14 protein-coding genes and 1 pseudogene are annotated in these 18,120 nt (G+C 67.2%); 6 read left to right on the forward strand and 9 right to left on the reverse strand.

The window, feature by feature from the left end:
• Nucleotides 1–229: 229 nt before the first annotated feature.
• From AQY21_RS24595 to AQY21_RS24620, 6 genes and pseudogenes are all read right to left on the reverse strand, one after another.
• Nucleotides 230–550, reverse strand: a pseudogene (locus AQY21_RS24595) (IS5 family transposase); the annotation flags it as partial.
• A gap of 48 nt (nt 551–598) precedes the next feature.
• Nucleotides 599–1,519 carry an arginase gene (gene rocF, locus AQY21_RS24600; protein ID WP_058100220.1) on the reverse strand — a complete coding sequence of 307 codons (921 nt, stop codon included), beginning with the start codon at nt 1,517–1,519 and terminating at the stop codon, nt 599–601.
• A gap of 91 nt (nt 1,520–1,610) precedes the next feature.
• Complete coding sequence (locus AQY21_RS24605) at nt 1,611–3,650, reverse strand: TonB-dependent receptor domain-containing protein (RefSeq protein ID WP_238986896.1); 2,040 nt, start codon at nt 3,648–3,650, stop codon at nt 1,611–1,613.
• 294 nt (nt 3,651–3,944) lie between these two features.
• Nucleotides 3,945–5,705: a methionine--tRNA ligase gene (gene metG, locus AQY21_RS24610; RefSeq protein ID WP_369807842.1), complete on the reverse strand. Its 1,761-nt coding sequence runs from the start codon at nt 5,703–5,705 to the stop codon at nt 3,945–3,947.
• 54 nt (nt 5,706–5,759) lie between these two features.
• Nucleotides 5,760–6,203: an NUDIX hydrolase gene (locus tag AQY21_RS24615; protein WP_058100223.1), complete on the reverse strand. Its 444-nt coding sequence runs from the start codon at nt 6,201–6,203 to the stop codon at nt 5,760–5,762.
• Nucleotides 6,204–6,815 carry a GcrA family cell cycle regulator gene (locus AQY21_RS24620; RefSeq protein ID WP_058100224.1) on the reverse strand — a complete coding sequence of 204 codons (612 nt, stop codon included), beginning with the start codon at nt 6,813–6,815 and terminating at the stop codon, nt 6,204–6,206. It abuts the gene before it with no gap.
• A gap of 131 nt (nt 6,816–6,946) precedes the next feature.
• Here AQY21_RS24620 and AQY21_RS24625 point away from each other — a divergent pair, with 131 nt between their 5' ends.
• The 4 genes from AQY21_RS24625 to argF all read left to right on the forward strand — a co-directional run bounded on the left by AQY21_RS24625 (nt 6,947) and on the right by argF (nt 10,607).
• Nucleotides 6,947–7,768, forward strand: a complete 822-nt coding sequence (locus tag AQY21_RS24625) for an ABC transporter permease (RefSeq protein ID WP_058100225.1) — start codon at nt 6,947–6,949, stop codon at nt 7,766–7,768.
• Nucleotides 7,769–7,941: 173 nt separating this feature from the next.
• Nucleotides 7,942–9,114 (forward strand): aspartate aminotransferase family protein, encoded by a 1,173-nt coding sequence (locus tag AQY21_RS24630; RefSeq protein WP_058100226.1) that lies wholly within the window; start codon nt 7,942–7,944, stop codon nt 9,112–9,114.
• On the forward strand, nt 9,107–9,583 hold the full coding sequence (locus tag AQY21_RS24635; protein WP_058100227.1) for a GNAT family N-acetyltransferase: 477 nt from the start codon (nt 9,107–9,109) through the stop codon (nt 9,581–9,583). Before AQY21_RS24630 ends, AQY21_RS24635 begins: the two co-directional genes overlap by 8 nt.
• Nucleotides 9,584–9,680: 97 nt before the next feature.
• Nucleotides 9,681–10,607, forward strand: coding sequence for an ornithine carbamoyltransferase (argF, locus tag AQY21_RS24640; protein ID WP_058100228.1), 927 nt, complete (start codon nt 9,681–9,683; stop codon nt 10,605–10,607).
• A gap of 159 nt (nt 10,608–10,766) precedes the next feature.
• On the opposite strand, the gene AQY21_RS24645 is transcribed toward argF, so the two are convergent.
• Nucleotides 10,767–12,185, reverse strand: coding sequence for an HlyD family type I secretion periplasmic adaptor subunit (locus AQY21_RS24645; protein ID WP_082658256.1), 1,419 nt, complete (start codon nt 12,183–12,185; stop codon nt 10,767–10,769).
• Entirely contained in the window at nt 12,182–13,924 is a 1,743-nt protein-coding gene (locus AQY21_RS24650; protein ID WP_058100229.1) for a type I secretion system permease/ATPase, read from the reverse strand. Before AQY21_RS24650 ends, AQY21_RS24645 begins: the two co-directional genes overlap by 4 nt.
• 160 nt (nt 13,925–14,084) lie before the next feature.
• On the opposite strand from AQY21_RS24650, the gene AQY21_RS24655 reads away from it, so the two are divergent.
• Nucleotides 14,085–14,816, forward strand: a complete 732-nt coding sequence (locus tag AQY21_RS24655) for a VacJ family lipoprotein (protein WP_082658257.1) — start codon at nt 14,085–14,087, stop codon at nt 14,814–14,816.
• On the forward strand, nt 14,806–15,402 hold the full coding sequence (locus AQY21_RS24660) for a phospholipid-binding protein MlaC (protein ID WP_058100231.1): 597 nt from the start codon (nt 14,806–14,808) through the stop codon (nt 15,400–15,402). Before AQY21_RS24655 ends, AQY21_RS24660 begins: the two co-directional genes overlap by 11 nt.
• A 145-nt stretch (nt 15,403–15,547) precedes the next feature.
• On the opposite strand, the gene AQY21_RS24665 is transcribed toward AQY21_RS24660, so the two are convergent.
• Nucleotides 15,548–17,899 (reverse strand): transglycosylase domain-containing protein, encoded by a 2,352-nt coding sequence (locus AQY21_RS24665; RefSeq protein ID WP_058100232.1) that lies wholly within the window; start codon nt 17,897–17,899, stop codon nt 15,548–15,550.
• Nucleotides 17,900–18,120 lie beyond the last annotated feature (221 nt).

Consider the following 18,120-nt stretch of genomic DNA (forward strand, 5'->3'; position numbering starts at 1 on the left):
CCAAGCGCTTCAAGCTGCGAGTGGTGATAGGAAGATGGCCTGACAGTCGACCGGTGTCCCGAAAGCCTCTGGCGCAAAATGGCCCGACGAGGCCGGCCCCTTTATGAGGATCGGGATGCGCGGATCTCCATCTTGGCAGCGGCCGAAGAGCCGACATGCCGGATACGTTTGTGCAGACTGCTCACACCATCACCCAATCGGCGCTTGCAACCGGGGCGGGCCATACGTTTGCGCCCTGACCATGGCGGTGGACCTTGACGATCGTCGCATCGACCATGGCATATTCCAGATCAGGCTCATCTGACAGCACATCGAATATGCGCCTGAAAACATCGGCTTCCCGCCAATCGCGGAACCGCCGGAACGCCGTGTTCCAGTTGCCGAACCGCTCCGGCAGGTCGCGCCACGGACTGCCAGCGCGCACGATCCAGAGCACCGCCTCCAGAAACAGCCGGTTGTCCTTCCCGCTGCGTCCAGGGTCGCTTGGCTTACCCAGACAGTGCGGCTCGATCCTCGCCCATTGGGCATCCGTCAGAACATCGCGATCCATCCGAAGTCATGAATCACATCAGCCCCAGTTTGTGAATCCCCACACGCCCTAGTAGCTGCGGGTCGGCCGGTCGAAGACCTTGCGCCCCATCAGCGAGCCGACCAGATCCACCATCAGCTTGGCAGTGCGGCCGCGCTCGTCCAGGAACGGGTTCAACTCGACCAGGTCCAGCGAGGTCATCAGGCCGCTTTCGTGCAGCAGCTCGCAGACCAGATGCGCCTCGCGGAAGGTGGTGCCGCCGGGGACGGTGGTGCCGACGGCCGGCGCGATCGAGGGGTCGAGGAAATCCACGTCCAGCGACACATGCAGCATGCCGTTTTCCGCGCGCACCCGGTCGAGGAATTCGCGCAGGGGGGCGACGATGCCGCGCTCGTCCAGCACGCGCATGTCGTTCACGATGATCTCGGTCTCGCGCAGCGCGGCGGATTCGGCGCTGTCCACGCTGCGGATGCCGAACATGCAGATGTTCCGGCCCGGGATCGGGGCCGGAAAGGCCGGGAAGGGGTCGAAACCCGCCAGGCCCGAGGCATAGGCCAGCGGCGTGCCGTGCAGGTTGCCGGAGCTGGTGGTCTCGACGGTGTGGAAATCGCTATGCGCGTCCAGCCACAGCACGAATTGCGGCCGACCCGCCGCCCGGGCATGCGCCGCCACCCCGGCGAGCGTGCCAAGCGCCAGCGCGTGATCGCCGCCCAGGAAGATCGGCATCCCCTCCTCCATCGCCGCGCAGCCGGCGGCCCGCAGCGCCTCGGTCCAGGCGATGACCTCGGGCAGGTGATGCACGGCGGGGTTGGCGCAGGTCTGGCCGCGGCCGGGCGCGGGCACCAGATCGCCGCGGTCCTCGACCGTATGACCCAGCCGGGTCAGGGTCGAGGCCAGCCCGGCCACGCGATAGGCCGCCGGGCCCATCAGGCAGCCGGGCCTGCGCTGCCCCTCGTCCACCGGGGCGCCGATCAGGATGCAATGGGTCATGCGCGTTCCTTCCTGTTCTCCTGCCCCTGAAAAGAACATGCCCGGCCGCGGAAAGTCCACAGCCGGGCAGTCGAGGGTCGGGGCAGGCGGCTTAGAAACTCGCCGTCAGGCCCAGCCAGAGGCGGCGGCCTTCCTGGACCGTGTTGAAGTCGGCCTCGAGAACCTCTTCGTTGAATACGTTGTAGACGGCCGCGTTGAAGGTCGCCATCTCGCTGATCCGATAGTTCGCGCCGATATCGACGGTCGTGTAGGGTGAATATTTGCGCCCGGTCTGGCCGTTGATCTCGATCTCGCGACCATTGGTGCCGATACGCAGGCCCGAGGCGATTTCCGAGCCGTGGTAATTGGCGGAAAGCCAGCTATCCAGCCCTTCGACCGGGGTCATCCAGTCGAAGCGCAGGCTGGCCATATGCTCGGGCGTGCGCGCCAGCGGGAAGCCCGCAAAGTCGCCGGTCTTCTGTTCGGATTTCGTATAGGTATAGGACGCACGCGCCGACAGGGTTGGGGTGATGTCCCAATCCCCGGCCAGTTCCAGCCCGCTGATCTCGGCCTCATCGACGTTGAAGTTTTGGATGATGCGGCGGTAATACAGCTCGCCGTCCGAGCCCAGATACTGCGGACCGTCCGTCCAGTATTCGTATTCGTCGATCACCCCGTCGCCATCGGTATCGGTGCCCAGGCTTTTCTGCTGAAGCTTGTTGTCGAACTTGGTGTGGAAGGCCGTGGCGCTGAGGGTGAAGGTATCGGCCTCATAGACCGTGGACAGCTCGAAGTTCAGAGTTTCCTCTGGCTTCAGATCCGGGTTGCCCAGGATCACGGCGCAGGAGGGCGGCGTATTGCTGGCGCAGCCCGCGCCGCCGCTGGTATAGGCGTAACCTGGAATGATCGAACGCAGCTCGGGCGTCTTATAGCCGGTCGAGATGCCGCCTTTCACGGTCAGGTTCTCCGTCGCGTTCCAAACCCCGTAGATACGGGGCGCGACATGGCCGCCATAGAATTCGTTGTCGGTATAGCGCACGCCCAGGGTCAGGGCGAAATCGTCGCGCAGGCGCCATTCGTCCTCGACATAAAGCGACCATTCGTCGCCCTGGAACTTCTCGTCGCGGGGCTCTTCGCCCGGTGCAACGGCGCCGGGGTTCTGGTCGAAGATCTCGGTGCGCAGGAACTGGCCGCCGACGGTCAGCCTGTGTTCGCCGTTCCAGGACAGGGTCCGGGTCGCCTTGCCGTCCAGAACCGAGTTGCGCACTTCGGGCGAGCGCAGGTTCTCGACGAACTCCGTGCCCGGTGCGGTCCGGCTGTAGGAGGTGCGTTCGCCGGTTTCCTGCGAGAAGCTGAGCTCGGTATCCAGATCCGCAAAGCTGCCCTTGTGGGTCAGCGACCAGTGGTCGCGGTCATGGTCGCGATAGCCCAGGTCGCCATAATCCTCGGCGGTGATCCGGGTGCGGCCGGCCTCCAGCAGCACCTGATTCTGATCGTCCGCATGCCAGGTCAGCCGCGCGCCCAGGTCGTAGTCGTCCGAGCCGCTGGGCCCGCCCGAGATCGACGAGGCGTCCTGATCGAACTTCCGGCCCCAGACTTGCAGGCCAAGCGTGTCGGCGATCAGCGGACCCGAGGCGTAGAACGAGGTCTGCCGGCTGTTTTCGAAGCCTTCCTCGTCCTGGATGACGGTCTCGACCGAAACCGAGCCGGTCCAGGTGTCGGCGACCGGCTTGGTGATGATGTTGATCACGCCGCCCATAGCGTCCGAGCCGTAAAGCGAGGACATCGGCCCGCGCACGACCTCGATCCGGTCGATGGCGGCAATCGGCGGGATGAAGCTCTGCTCATAGCCGGCATTGCCGTTGGTGCGCGAATCGCGGGTGCTCTGACGCTTTCCGTCCACGAGGATCAGAGTGTATTGCCCCGGCAGGCCGCGGATGAAGATATCCGACTCATTGGCGGTGCCGGTGGTGACGACGCCCTGCACCTCTTTCAGCGCATCGGTTAGGCTGGTGAAATTGCCCTTTTGCAGTTCCTCGGCGGTGATGACCGAGATGCTGGCGGGCGCCTCCTTGATGTTCTGCTCGAAACCGGCGGCGGTGATGACGATGTTGTCGAGGACGACGACATCGGTATTTTCTTCCTGCGCCAAGGCTAGGGCAGGCGCGCAAAGTGCCGTCAGCGACAGCAGGGCCGCGCGAATGTTGCGATGACCGCGCGCGCGGGTAGGGGAGTTAATAGGGAAGGACGGCATCGTCACCTCTCGACAACAAAAACAGATTGTTGCCTGGGCCGAGAGGGCGAGAGGGGAGTGCCGTGACCTGGGTAGCTGCCGGCGGTTAACCAGCCCCCCTTTCGCGGGACAAGGGATCATCCTGTTCGGGGAGGGTTCTGTGGCGCGAATGCCACAGAATCGCGTCATTTTGCCGCAAGGTAGGGGCCGGGGTCAGTCGCGGATGCCCTTGAAGCGGTCTTGCCACTCGTCGCGGCTTTCGTCGCTGATCTTGGCGAACAGCACGTCGGGCACGGTGAAGCCATGGCCGGGGGGCAGGGCCTCCAGCGCGGCGCGGACATCGTCGGGCCAGGTGCGATCCTCGGTCCGCATCGCCGCCAGCATCGCATCCGCCGCGAAGGGGATGAAGGGCGCAGACAGAACCGCGTAAAGCCGGATCAGGTTCAGCCCCAACCTCACCTGCATCGCGGCCTTGTCGGGGTCGGTCTTGAAGGTCGACCAGGGCGCCGCCGATTGCAGGTATTCGTTGCCGAGCACCCAGATCGCGCGCAGTTCGGCCGCCGACTTGCGGACCTCGACATGGTCCATGAAGCCTTCATAGGCGCGGATGCGGGTGGTCAGCGCCTCGATCAGCGCCTCTTCCTCGGGGCCGTAGCTGCCGCCTTCGGGGATGGTCTCGCCGAACTTGCTGCGGCAGAACTTGGTGATGCGGCTGACGAAATTGCCCAGCACGTCGGCCAGGTCCTTGTTCACCGATTGCTGGAAATTGTCCCAGGTGAATTCGCTGTCGCCCGATTCGGGGGCGTGCGACAGCAGCCACCAGCGCCAGTAATCGGCGGGCAGGATCGACAGCGCCTGGTCCATGAACACGCCGCGCCCCTGCGAGGTGCTGAACTGGCCGCCGTCATAGGTCAGGTAGTTGAAGCTCTTGATGTAATCGACCAGCTTCCACGGCTCGCCCGAGCCGATGATCGTGGCCGGGAAGGAAAGCGTGTGGAAGGGCACGTTGTCCTTGCCCATGAACTGGGTATAGGTCACGTCCTCGGCGCCCTCGTCCAGGCGCCACCAGCGGCGCCAGGCGCTGTCGGGCTCGGCCCGCGCATCGGCGCCCTCGGCGGTGGCGGCGATATATTCGATGGGCGCGTCGAACCAGACGTAGAAGACCTTGCCCTCCATCCCCGGCCAGGGCTTGTCGCCTTTCTTCACCGGGATGCCCCAGTCGAGGTCGCGGGTGATGCCGCGATCCTGCAAGCCGTCGCCGTCGTTCAGCCATTTCTTCGCGATCGAAGTGGTCAGGATCGGCCAGTCGGCCTTGCTGTCGATCCAGGCCGCGATCTGGTCCTTCAGCGAGCGCTGACGCAGATAGAGATGCTTGGTCGCCCGCACCTCCAGATTGGTCGAGCCGGAAATCGCCGAGCGCGGTTCGATCAGGTCGGTCGGGTCCAGCTGCTTGGTGCAGTTCTCGCACTGGTCGCCGCGCGCCTTGTCGTAGCCGCAATTGGGACAGGTGCCCTCGATATAGCGGTCGGGCAGGAAGCGGCTGTCGTCGATGGAATAGACCTGCCGCTCCTCGACCTCGGCGATATAGCCGTTCTCGTCCAGCTTGCCGGCGAAATGCTGGGTCAGCACATGGTTGCGCTCGCTGGAGGAGCGGCCGAAATGGTCGAAGGACAGGCCGAAATTGCGCGCGATTTCCGCCTGGATCTCATGCATCTCGGCGCAATAGACCGGGACTGGCTTGCCGGCCTTGGCGGCGGCAAGCTCGGCGGGGGTGCCGTGTTCGTCGGTGGCGCAGATGAACATCACCTCATGCCCCCGGCTGCGCAGATAGCGGGCGTAAAGGTCCGCCGGAAGCTGCGAGCCGACAAGATTGCCGAGATGCTTGATCCCGTTGATATAGGGGATTGCCGAGGTGATGAGATGCCGCGCCATGTTCGGATCCTGTTGGGTTTCTTGCGCTTCTTTATCCAGCACGGACGGCGAAGGCCAGCGGTTCGGGGGTTTGCCGTCGCGGCCTGGATCGCGGGATCAGCAGGCCGCCTGCCGGCAGGCCAGCGCCTTGCGGATCACATCGGGCACGCTGGCGCTGAGCGGCAGCCGGCCGGCCAGGATGTCCCCGACCGCCACCCAGCGTGCGTCCAGCGCATCGTCCGCTGCCACCGGCTCGCCCGCGACGTGGTCGCAGAGCACCGCCGCCAGCAGGAAGTGAAAGCGCAGCGCGCCATCCGCGCCGCGCTCGATCACGTCGATATTGTCCAGATAGGCGCGTGGCCGGCCGATGACGCCGGTTTCCTCGGCCAGTTCGCGGACGGCGGCGTCAAGCGCGGTCTCGCCCGGCTCGACATGGCCGCCGGGAAAGCCCCAAAGACCGGCATCGGGCGGGTTGCGGCGCCGGACCAGCAGCGCGCGGGCCGCGTCGCCGAAGCCGTCCAGCGTGACGGCCAGCGCCGCGAGCCGGGGAAAATCGGGCACCTAGCGCCTGCGGTCCCGGCGCGAGCTCATCGGCTGGAAGGCCACGCCGACATGTGCCTCGCAATAGGGCTTGCCGGGGACCGAGGGCAGGCCGCAGAACCAGAACTTGTCGGTCGCCGGGTCGCCGATCGGCCATTTGCAGGTGCGCTCGGTCAGCTCCATCAGCGTCAGCTTGCGGGCGCGCTTCTCGACCTCGCGCACCGAGGCCAGCGCCTCGGGGCTGATCTCGTTGGCCGAGGGCTGCGGCGGCAGCGGCTGGCCGGCCGGCACGATGGGCCTGCGGTTGAAGCTCGCCGGCTGCGGCGCGGGCTCGGGCACGGGTTCCGGCGTGGGAGCCGCCGCCGCGGCGGGTTTCGGCTGGGGCGCCGCGGCCGGTTCGGGGGCGGGCTTCGGTTCGGGCGCGGGGGCCGCTGCCGCGACAGCGGGTTTCGCGATGGGTTCGGGCGCCGGGTCGGCGCCGTCCTCGGCGCGATTCGACAGGCCCAGGCGATGGACCTTGCCGATCACCGCGTTGCGGGTCACGCCGCCCAGCTCCTTGGCGATCTGGCTGGCCGACTGGCCCTCGGCCCACATGCGTTTCAACGTCTCGACGCGCTCGTCGGTCCAGGACATGGCTTGCCTTTCCTGCGCCGGGATGCGTCCCGGCGCTCTTCGTGCTAGTGGCTTCAATTCCGCAAGACCCGGGCTTAAATCCGGGGATAGCCAGATTTACCCATCCGAGCCCGCAAATTCAAGGAGCCCCGATGCAGCCAGACCCGACCAGCCCCGGATTCCGCCAGATGGGTGTGCGCCGCTTCGGGCGGGTGAACTGGCTGGGCCTCTATACGCTCAGCCGACGCGAGATCATGCGCTTCATGAGCGTGTGGCAACAGACCATCTTCGCGCCGCTGATGACCTCGGCGCTGTTCGTGATCGTCTTCGCGCTGGCGCTGGGGCAAAACCGGGGCGAGGTGATGGGCCTGCCTTACCTGGCCTTCCTGGGCCCCGGCATCCTGATGATGACGGTGATCCAGAACGCCTTCGCCAATACCTCGTCCAGCATCATCTCGGCCAAGATGCAGGGCAATATCGTCGATACGCTGATGCCGCCCCTGTCGGCGGGCGAGATCCTGGCCGGCTATCTGACCGGAGCCGTGACGCGGGCGCTGATCGTCGCCGCCGCCATCGCCGCCGGCATGGCGCTGGTCATCGGGCAGGGGGTGGCGCATCCGCTCTGGGCGCTGACATTCATCGTGCTGGGCGCCTTGCTGATGGGCGGTCTGGGGCTGCTGGCCGCGATTGTGGCGCAGAAATTCGACCAGATGGCGGTCATCACCAATTTCATCGTCACGCCGCTGTCCTTCCTGTCGGGCACCTTCTATTCGGTCGAGGCGCTGCCCGAGCCGTTCCGGGTGCTGGCGCATTGGAACCCGATCTTCTACCTGATCGACGGCGCGCGCTACGGCATCACCGGGGTTTCCGACGCGCCGGTGCTGCGCGGGCTGGCGGTCTGCGGGCTGACGGTGGCGCTGGTGCTGTTCACGGCATGGCGCTGGCTGGCTTCGGGCTATCGCATGAAGCCCTGAAAACCCCGTTGCACGGCGCACGCTTCCGCGCTATGCGACGGGACATGATCGTTCGGACCGCCCATATCGCCCGTCCCCGACGTTGACGCCGTCAACGACCGATCCCGCCTGCCTTACCGCCTTTCCGTCAGCCATGGCGCCGCCAAGCGGCCGTTCCCAGAGAGGGTAACTCCATGATTTCGCACGTCCTGCCGACCTATAACCGCGCGCCCATCGCCTTCGAGCGGGGCGAGGGCTCCTGGGCCATCGCGACGGACGGGACGCGATACCTGGACCTGGGCGCCGGCATCGCCGTGAACGCCCTCGGTCACGCCAATCCCGATCTGGTCGCCACGCTGACCGAGCAGGCGAACCGGATCTGGCATGTCTCGAACCTCTACCAGATCCCCGAGCAGGAGAAGCTGGCGGATCTGCTGGTCGAGCATACCTTCGCCGATACCGCCTTCATCACCAATTCTGGCACCGAGGCCGCGGAGCTGGCGATCAAGATGGTGCGCAAATACTGGCACGAGGCGGGCGATCCCGACCGCTACGAGATCCTGACCTTCGAGGGCGCCTTCCACGGCCGCTCGACCGGCGCCATCGCGGCGGCGGGTTCGGAAAAGATGGTCAAGGGCTTCGGTCCGCTGATGCCCGGCTTCCGTCAGTTGCCATGGGGTGACATGGAGGCGCTGACGGCGGCGATTTCCGACCGCACCGCCGCCGTCATGCTGGAGCCGGTGCAGGGCGAAGGCGGCATCCGTCCGCTGCCCGATGCCGACCTGGCAGCGATCCGCGCGCTTTGCGACAAGACCGGCGCGCTTCTGGTGCTGGACGAGGTGCAGTCGGGCATGGGCCGGACCGGCAAGCTGTTCGCGCATGAATATGCCGGCATCACCCCCGACATCATGATGATCGCCAAGGGCATCGGCGGCGGCTTCCCGCTGGGCGCGGTGGTGGCGACCGAAAAGGCCGCCTCGGGCATGGCGGTGGGCACGCATGGCTCGACCTATGGCGGCAATCCTTTGGCCTGCGCGGTCGGCGCCAGGGTGATGCAGATCATCGCATGCCCCGAATTCCTGGCCGAGGTGAACCGCAAGGCCGCGTTGTTCCGGCAGAAGCTGGAAGGGCTGGTCGCCGCGCATCCCGAGGTCTTCGAAACGGTGCGCGGCCAGGGGCTGATGCTGGGCCTGAAATGCAAGGCCGCGGCGGGCGATCTGGTCAATGCCGGCTATGCCGAGCATGTCCTGACCGTGGCGGCGGCCGACAATACTCTGCGCCTGCTGCCGCCGCTGACCATCAGCGATGACGAGATCGCCGAGGCGGTCGTCCGGCTGGACCGGGCGGCCGGCAGGCTGGATGGATAGGTTCGGCTTCCGGCCGGTCACGTGCGCCGATCTGCCCCTGCTGGCGGATTGGCTGCGCCAGCCCGAGGTGGCGCGCTGGTGGCGCGGGGCTGAAAAGGAGCTGGCCGGGATCGAGGAAGACCTGGACGAGCCGGCCATGCGGCAATGGCTGGCGGTGATGGACGGCGCGCCCATCGCCTATGCGCAGTTCTATCCGGCGCATCACTGGGGCGCGCCGCATTTCGCCGACCTGCCGGCCGAGACGCTGGCGATCGACTGCTTTTCCGGACCCGAAGGCTTCGGCCACGGCGGGCTCTGGCTGCGCGCCCTGTCCGATGCCTTGCTGGCCGAGGCGCCGATTCTGGTCATCGACCCCGAGCCCGACAATCTGCGCGCGATCCGCGCCTATGAAAAGGCCGGTTTCCGGGGCGAGGAGTTGCGCCCTTCCGAGGATGGAACCCTGGCGCGCATCATGACCCGGCACCGATGAGGGAACGCCGATTTCCGTCGCGATACGGGGCCTTGGGCCTTGACCTCTCCCGGGCAAAGCGGCTTGCTTGCCAGATCAATCCGAAAGACAGTGACAAATGAACAGTTTCCTCGACATCCATACCACCGACCGGTCCGATCTGCGCGGCATGATCGATTCCGCCCGCCGGATGAAGGATGCGCGCAACGGCCAGCCCAAGGGGGCGCCCGATGCCGACCTGCCGCTCAAGAACCGCATGGTGGCGCTGATCTTCGAAAAACCCTCGACCCGCACCCGCGTCAGCTTCGACCTGGGCGTGCGGCAGATGGGCGGCCAGACCATGGTGCTGTCGGGCAGCGAGATGCAGCTGGGCCATGGCGAGACCATCGCCGACACCGCCCGGGTGCTGTCGCGCTATGTGGACCTGATCATGATCCGCACCTTCGAAGAGGCGACGCTGCTGGAAATGGCCGAACATGCCAGCGTGCCGGTGATCAACGGGCTGACGAACCGCACCCATCCCTGCCAGATCATGGCCGATGTGATGACCTTCGAGGAACATCGCGGTCCGATCGCCGGGCGCAAGGTGGTCTGGTCGGGCGACGGCAACAATGTCTGCTGCTCGCTGATCCATGCCGCCGGACAGTTCGGCTTCGATTTCACCTTCACCGGCCCGCCGACGCTGGATCCCGAACGCGAGGCGCTGGAATTTGCCCGTGCCCAGGGCGTGCAGGTCCAGATCCAGCGCGATCCGATGAAGGCGGTCGAGGGCGCGGATCTGGTGGTGACCGATACCTGGGTGTCGATGCACGACCCGCAATCGGCGCGCGAGCGGCGGCACAACCAGCTGCGCCCCTATCAGGTCAACGAGGCGCTGATGGCCGGCGCCAAGCCCGATGCGCTGTTCATGCATTGCCTGCCCGCGCATCGCGACGACGAGGCGACGAGCGCGGTGATGGACGGCCCGAACTCGGTCATCTTCGACGAGGCCGAGAACCGGCTGCATGCGCAAAAGGCCATCATGCGCTGGTGCCTGGGGCTTTGATCCGTCCGCCGGGCGTCTGGGCCCTTCGGCGCGCCTGGGATAGGGATGGCGGCCTTGTGCCGGCAGCATGCGGGCGGGGGCTCTGCCCCCGTCGCGCCGGGGGCGCGACTCCCCCGGGATATTTGGGCACGGAAGAATGACAGGACCGGAGAGGGCTTCTCAGTTCTCGCGGAAGGCGCGGGTGAAATAATCCGACAGCGGCTTGAGCAGATAGGCCATCGGGCTGCGTTCGCCGGTCTGGACATAGACCTCGACCGGCATGCCGGGCACCAGGTCCAGCCCTTTCAGCTTTTCGACCTCGGCAGCGGGGATGGTGACTTCGGCGCGGTAATATGGCACCTGCGTGGCCTGGTCGATCAGCGTATCGGGCGAGACGCGGCTCAGCACCCCGTCGATCTCGGGCGTGGTGCGCGAGGAGAAGGACGAGAAGCGCAGCACCACCTCCTGCCCGGGATGGACCTCGTCGATATTGATGGTGGCGATGCGGGCGGCGACCACCAGCGGCCGGTCCTGCGGAATGAGGAACAGGATCGGATCGGCCGGACGAATCACCGAGCGCGGCGTGGTGACCTGCAACTCCTGCACCACGCCCGAGACCGGGGCGCGGATTTCCAGTCGCGCGATGCGTTCGATCAGCGACCGGCGGCGTTCGGCAAGCTCCAGCTCGCGATAGCCCAGCTCGCGCAGCTCGGTTTCGGCGGCTTCGCGGCGGGTCGCGGTCTTTTCCAGCCGTGACAGGTCGATTTCGGCCAGCTGCGTCACGGCGCGGGCGCGGGATGCCGTCGCCTCGCCCAGGAGCCCGTCGAGCCGCGCCGCCTCGCGCTCCAGCGCCAGCACGCGCGGCGCTTGCGCCAGCCCCTTTTCCAGCAGCGACCGCTGGTCGCGCAATTCCTGCGCGATGAACTGGCGCTGCTGCTCCAGCGCCCGGGTCTGGGCATCGACGCCGCCGATCTGGGACTGTACCTGCTCGGCCTGCTTGACCAGTTGCCCCAGCGATTGGTCGAGCGTGTCGAGCCGGGCCAGGAACAGGCTTGCCTGGCCGTCCATCAACGCCCGGAGCTCGGGGCGGCTTGCGGCCGCCCCGATCAACTCTTGCGGGAAGGCGATCTCCTTGCGATCGGCGCGCTCGGCCTCGAGCCGGCCGCGGCGGGCGAGGATCTCGAAATACTGCCCCTCGACGATGGCGAGTTCCGTGTTCAGAAGCGCGCCGTCCAGCCGGATCAGCGGCTGGCCGGCCGTCACGCTTTCGCCGTCATGGGTCAGGATCTCGGCCACCACCCCGCCATCGGGATGCTGCACGATCTGGCGGCGCTGCTCGACCTCGACCTGGCCGGCCGCGACGACGGCGCCCGAGATCCGTGCGGTCCAGGACCAAAGCCCGAAGCCGCCGATCAGCACCAGCATTGCCACCAGGCCCAGGAGGACCGGGCCGCGGGCCGACCATTCGGGGCGCTTGTAAGCCGGTGCCGCAGGCGCGGCGGGCGCCTGGGCCGGCGGCGCGCAATCGGCGGGCTGGCTTGCCGCCTCGATAGGGAGCCTCTCGACCGGCGCGCGGCCGGGCTGGTTGGAATCGGTCATGTCACGCCTCCGCCTTGGCCCTGGGCGCGGACAATCTGGTCGGCATTCTTGACCAGCGATCTCAGCACCTCGTCGCGGGGGCCGAAGGCGCGGCGCAGGCCCTGGTCCAGCACCAGCAGCAATTCGCATTCGCTGATTGCGGCCGGGCGGTGGGCCATGATGATGACCGCGCCGCCGCGCGCCTTGATGGTGCGGATCGCCAAGTTGAGTGCCGTCGATCCCTCGTTGTCCAGGTTCGAGTTCGGTTCGTCCAGAACGAAGATGACCGGGTCGGCATAAAGCGCGCGGGCCAGGCCGATGCGCTGGATCTGGCCGCCGGAAAGCTGTCCGCCGGCCTGGCTGACGCGGGTATCGTAGCCCTGCGGCAGGTCCAGGATCATACGATGCGCGGCGGCGGCCATGGCCGCGGCGACCACGCGCTGCGGATCCGGTTCGGGCGAGAGGCGGGCGATATTCTCGGCGATGGTGCCGTCGAACAGTGTGACCTGCTGCGGCAGATAGCCGATCAGCCTGCCGAGCGCGTCCGGGTCGTATTGGTCCAGCGTCGCGCCGCCCAGCCGGATCGAGCCGGAGGCGACGGGCCAGGCGGCGATCAGTGCCCGCGCCAGCGTGGTCTTGCCGGCGCCCGAGGGGCCGATCACCCCCAGCGCCTGGCCGGGACCAAGGTCGAAGCTGACTCCGCGCAACACAGCGGCTCCCTGGCCCGGCGGCACGACGGTCAGGTTGCGCACCTCGAGCCGGGCCTCGGGCCGGGGCAGGGGTGTGCGCTGCGCCAAAGGCGGGCGGCGCGAGAGCAGTTCGGCCAGCCGCTTCCAGCCGTCCTGGGCGCGCTGGACGATGGACCAGCCGCCCACCACCTGCTCGACCGGGGCCAGCGCCCTGCCCATCAGGATCGAGGAGGCGATCATGGCGCCGGGCGTCACCTCCTGGCGCAGCACCAGCCAGGCGCCGGCGGCCAGCAGCGCGCTTTGCAAAAACAGCCGGAAGGTGCGGGAGAACACGGTGAAGCCGGTGGCGCGGTCATTGCCGCGCATCGTTGCCTCGGTTGCGGCATCGCGCGCCGCCTGCCAGCGCCGGAAGGCGGCTGCCCGCATGCCGAGCGAGCCGATCAGCTCGCCCTCGTCGCGATAGAGGTCGGACATGCGCTCGGCCGATTGGCTGGCGATGGCGGCCTGTTGCAGCACCTCGCGGCTGAGCCATTGGTTCATGAGCGTCGCCACGACCAGGACCGCCATGCCCGCCGTCGCCACCGCGCCGAGCAGCGGGTGGAAGATGAAGACCGCCGCCAGGAAGAACGGCGCCCAGGGCAGGTCGAACAGCGCCATCAGCACCGGCGAGGCGATCAGTCGCTGCACCGCCTCGAGATCGCGCATGCCGCCGCGCACCACCAGCTCCGAGCCGGCGGCCTGGCCATCCTGCAACGCGGCGGTAAAGACCCGCCCCTCCATCCGTTCCTGGAACCGGGCGGCGATGCGGGACATGACGCGGTTGCGCGCCAGGTCGATGATCCCCATCAGCGTGAACAGGAACACGACCAGCAGGAACAGCGCCGTCAGCGTCTCGACAGAGCGGCTGGCCAGCACGCGGTCATAGACCTGCATCATGAACAGCGGCCCGGTCAGCATCAGCAGGTTCACCGCGAACGAAAACAGGCCGACCATGGCATAAAGCTGCCAGGCCATGCCGCGCGCGGATTTCAGCTCGCGCCGGCCGTCATGTCGCATCGGCGGCAAGGCCATGCCGGTTCCTTCCTCGTCAACCTGACCGGGCTTGCCCGGAATCGTCCTAGCGCATATCCCAAAGCGCAATCGTGAAACAGTCCGCTTGCCATCCCCGTTATCTGCCGAAGCGAATCGCCGCCGGTCTGGCAAGTCTTAGCTACAGAAGGTTATCAAAAGCTTGCCTGCGCGGAATTTTTCCATCCTTCTCGTCGCGGCCGCGATGCTGGCGGCCTGTTCGGCGGATCGCGGCGACGGGGGCATCAACGATCCCTATGAGCCGCTAAACCGCAAGGTCCATGCCTTCAACCGCGGGCTCGATGCGCGCGTCGTCAAGCCGCTGGGCGCCGGCATGTCGGGCGGGGACGGGGACGGCGCCGGCAGCCATGCCATTGCGGCGGCTGGCAATTTCGGTTCGAACCTGGCGCAGCCGGGCAAGGTCGTGAACCATCTGCTGCAAGGCAGGCCGGGGCCGGCAGCGCGCACGACCCTGCGCTTTCTGGTGAACACGACGGTCGGGCTGGCGGGCTTTCTGGACCCGGCCAGCAGCGATTTCGCCCTGCCCGAGGAGGATACGGATTTCGGCCAGACGCTTGCCACCTGGGGCGTCGGCGAGGGGGCCTATCTGGAACTGCCGCTGATCGGTCCCTCGACCGAACGCGATGCGGTGGGGCGCGTGGTCGACATCGTGATCGACCCGATGCGGGGCTGGCTCAACCGCGACCAGTATCTGATCGGCATGGGCGCGCGGCTGGCCTCAAAAGCCGGTGAGCGGGGCCGTTTCGGCGATTCCGTCGATTCCATCCTGCACGAAAGCGCCGATAGTTATGCGCAGACGCGGCTGATCTGGTTGCAGCATCGCCGCCACGAACTGGGCGAGGAAGGAGAACACATTGACCCTTATGCCGAATGACACCCGCCGCGGATTCCTGGCCCTGATCGGCGCGGGGCTGGCTGTCGCCGCCCGGCCCGCCTGGGCGCTGGACACCGCCGAGGCGCGGGCGCTGATCGAGACCTCGCTGGCCGAGGTCTATGCGGTGATCAATTCCGGCCAGCCTCCGGCGCAGATGTATCGCGCCTTCGAGGCGATCTTCGCGCGCTATGCCGATGTGGAGATCATCGCCCGCTCAGCGCTGGGTCCGGCGGCGCGTCAGGCGGGCGGGGCGGAGTTCGCCGCCTATCGCCAGGCGTTCCAGGGCTATATCGGCCGCAAATACGGCAAGCGGTTCCGCGAGTTCATCGGCTCGAAGATCGAGGTGACGGGCGCGAAGCCGGTGAAATCCTTCTTCGCCGTGACCTCGGTCGCCCATCTCAAGGGGCGCAGCCCGATGGAGGTGGAGTGGCACGTCTCGGACAAGTCCGGGAAAAGCCGCTATTTCAACATCATCATCGAGGGGGTGAACATGCTCGCCTCGGAGCGGGCCGAGATCGGGGCGATGCTGGCGCGGCGCAAGGGCGATCTGGCGGCGCTGACCACCGATCTGCAACAGGCGGGCTGAGCCCCCGCCGCCCGGAGCATGAAGAAGCGCTTCTTCGTTGCTTAAATACCCGCCGCAACGGTGCAATCCGCACAAGCACGGCAGAAAAGGGCTCAAGCCCATCCAGGAAAGAAAAAGGCCGGTCCTCCTGGGGCCGGCCTTCCTGCTATTGCTGATAGACCCCTTCGATGCCGCGTAGCGCCTGGGTCAGTGCATCCTCGGTGCCGCCATCGGCGCCGGGCGGCGGCATCTCGGCCTCGGGGCCGCTGGTGATGGTCTCGGCCGGGAAGGTGGGCGGAGCGCCGGGCGTCTGCACGCCGGGATCGGGCAGGGCATGCCCGGCCTCACCTGACTGCCGCGGCTGCGCCTCGTTCGCCTGTCCCTGCGGCGAGGGCTGGCCGAGCGCCTCGGAAAGCGCGGCAGCCAGGGGATCGGCCGCGCCATCGCCGCCAGTGCTGACCACCTGCGGCACGGCGCTGTCGGGATCGAAGGCGAAATTGCCCAGCGGCTCGACCGGCAGGCCGTCGTGGATCTCGGCCATCACGGCCTGCCAGATCTCGGCCGGCAGCCCGCCGCCGGTCACGCCCTTGAGCGGCGTGTTGTCGTCATAGCCCATCCACACCCCGGTGACATATTGCCCGGTGAAGCCGATGAACCAGGCGTCGCGATAGCTTGAGGTTGTGCCGGTCTTGCCCGCCGCCGGACGGCCCGGCAGTTTCGCGCGGGTGCCGGTGCCGCGTTCGATCACCTGCTGCATCATGCCGATCAGCTCTCCGGCCGCCTTTTGCGAGATCACACGCTGGCCCATGCCGCCCGCCTGACCGATCAGCGCCTGATCGTCGCCCTTGATGCGCAGCTCGACCAGGCCGTAGGGGTTGACGGCGGTGCCGCCGTTGCGGATGCCGGCATAGGCGCCGGTCATGTTCAGGAGCGTCGATTCGGACACGCCCAGGCCAAGCGACGGGCCGCTGGCCAGGTCGTCGGCAAAGCCGAAATCGCGGGCCACGCGGCGCACGGCGTCGCGCCCGGCGATCTCTTGCAGGCGGATCGTGGCGGTGTTCAGCGATTGCGACAGCGCGCGGGTCAGCGTCACCTCGCCCAGATAGCGGCGGGTGTAGTTCTGCGGCGACCAGGGGCCCGAGCCGCGCACATTGATGGTCAGCGGCGCGTCCTGCACCATGTCGTTCGGGCTGTAGCCCTGGTCCAGCGCCGCCGCAAAGACGAAGGGCTTGAAGCTGGAGCCGGTCTGCCGCTTGGCCTGCGTCGCCCGGTTGAAGGTGCCGGTCGCGGTATTGTCGCGTCCGCCGATCATCGCCCGCACGGCGCCGTCGGGCGACATCACCACCACGGCCGCCTGCGCCTTGGAGCCCGGCGCCACCTTTTCGTCGAAGATGCGCTTCAGGGCGCGTTCGGCGGCGCGCTGCACGCGCTGGTCGAAGGTGGTGGTGATGGTGACGTCCTCGGTCGTCTCGCTGGTCAGGAATCCGGGGCCGGATTCCATCACCCAATCGGCGAAATAGCCGCCCGCCCGGGCCGCCGCCGCCTTGGACAGCGCCGCCGGCTGTGCCTTGGCCTCGGCGAGTTGCTTGTCGTCCAGATAGCCCTGGTCGTGCATCAGCCCCAGGATCACCGTGGCCCGGTCCTGCGCGCGTTGCAGGTTCGAGGTCGGCGCGAAATAGCTGGGCGCCTTGAGCAGGCCGGCCAGCATCGCTGCCTCGGCCGCGTTCACCTCGGCCGCCGACTTGTCGAAGTAACGCTGCGCCGCCGCCTCGAAGCCGCGCGCCCCCGCGCCCAGATAGGAGCGGTTCATGTAGATGTTGAGGATATCCTCTTTCGAGTATTTCGCCTCCATCGCCAGCGCATAGGGCACTTCCTTGACCTTGCGCCAGATCGAGGACTTGCGGCATTCCGCCTCGAAATCGGCCTCGGACTTCCAGCGGATCGGGTCGAAGCTCTCGCCCAGGCACAGAAGCTTGGCGACCTGCTGGGTGATCGTCGAGCCGCCGTTGCCCTCCAGCGGGCCGCGGCCGGCAGCCATGTTGATCTTGATGGCGCTGGCGATGCCGCGCGGATCCACGCCCAGGTGGCGATAGAATCGCTTGTCCTCGGTCGCGACCACCGCGTTCTTCAGCACCGGCGCGATCTTGTCGGCGCTGACCATGCCGAAAGTTTCGCCACGCCAGGCGAAAACCCGGCCCTCGGTGTCCAGCATGGTGACCGAACCGCGGGCACGGCCGTCGAAAAGCGCCGCAGGTTCGGGCAGCGTCGTGTAGTAATAGAAGCTGGCGGCAAAGAGAATCAGCGCCACCGTCAGCCCCAGCCGCCAGACCGAGCCCCAGATCACCCGCCAGACCAGCGAGACGAATCCCGCGATTCCCCGCGTCACCACATTGCCGCGGCGCGGCCGCTTGGGCGGCTTGGCGGGCGATCCGCCGGATTGTTTCTGCTTTTTCTGAGGGGCTTGGTCGAAATTGCGCTTGTCTGCGACAATGCGGCCCGTGCCGGTCGGTTTCTTCATGCCTGCTTTCCTGCCCGGCCGAGTACTCCGGCCTGTTGGCGCGCAACATACAGCAAAGCCCGGGGCTTGAGAACCGAGATGACCTATCAGTGAACTGCCGCGACATGGCGCAAACTGCGGCATCCCTGCCCTTATTTCGGGCAGACGAGGCGCGGGCTCGGCCGAAAGCTGCACAAACCTTGTGCCCGGGTGGGGGCGCCGGGTTTCCTGACCGGGACATG

The sequence above is a fragment of the Paracoccus sp. MKU1 genome (assembly GCF_001447385.1).
In the GTDB taxonomy this organism is placed as follows: Bacteria; Pseudomonadota; Alphaproteobacteria; order Rhodobacterales; family Rhodobacteraceae; genus Paracoccus.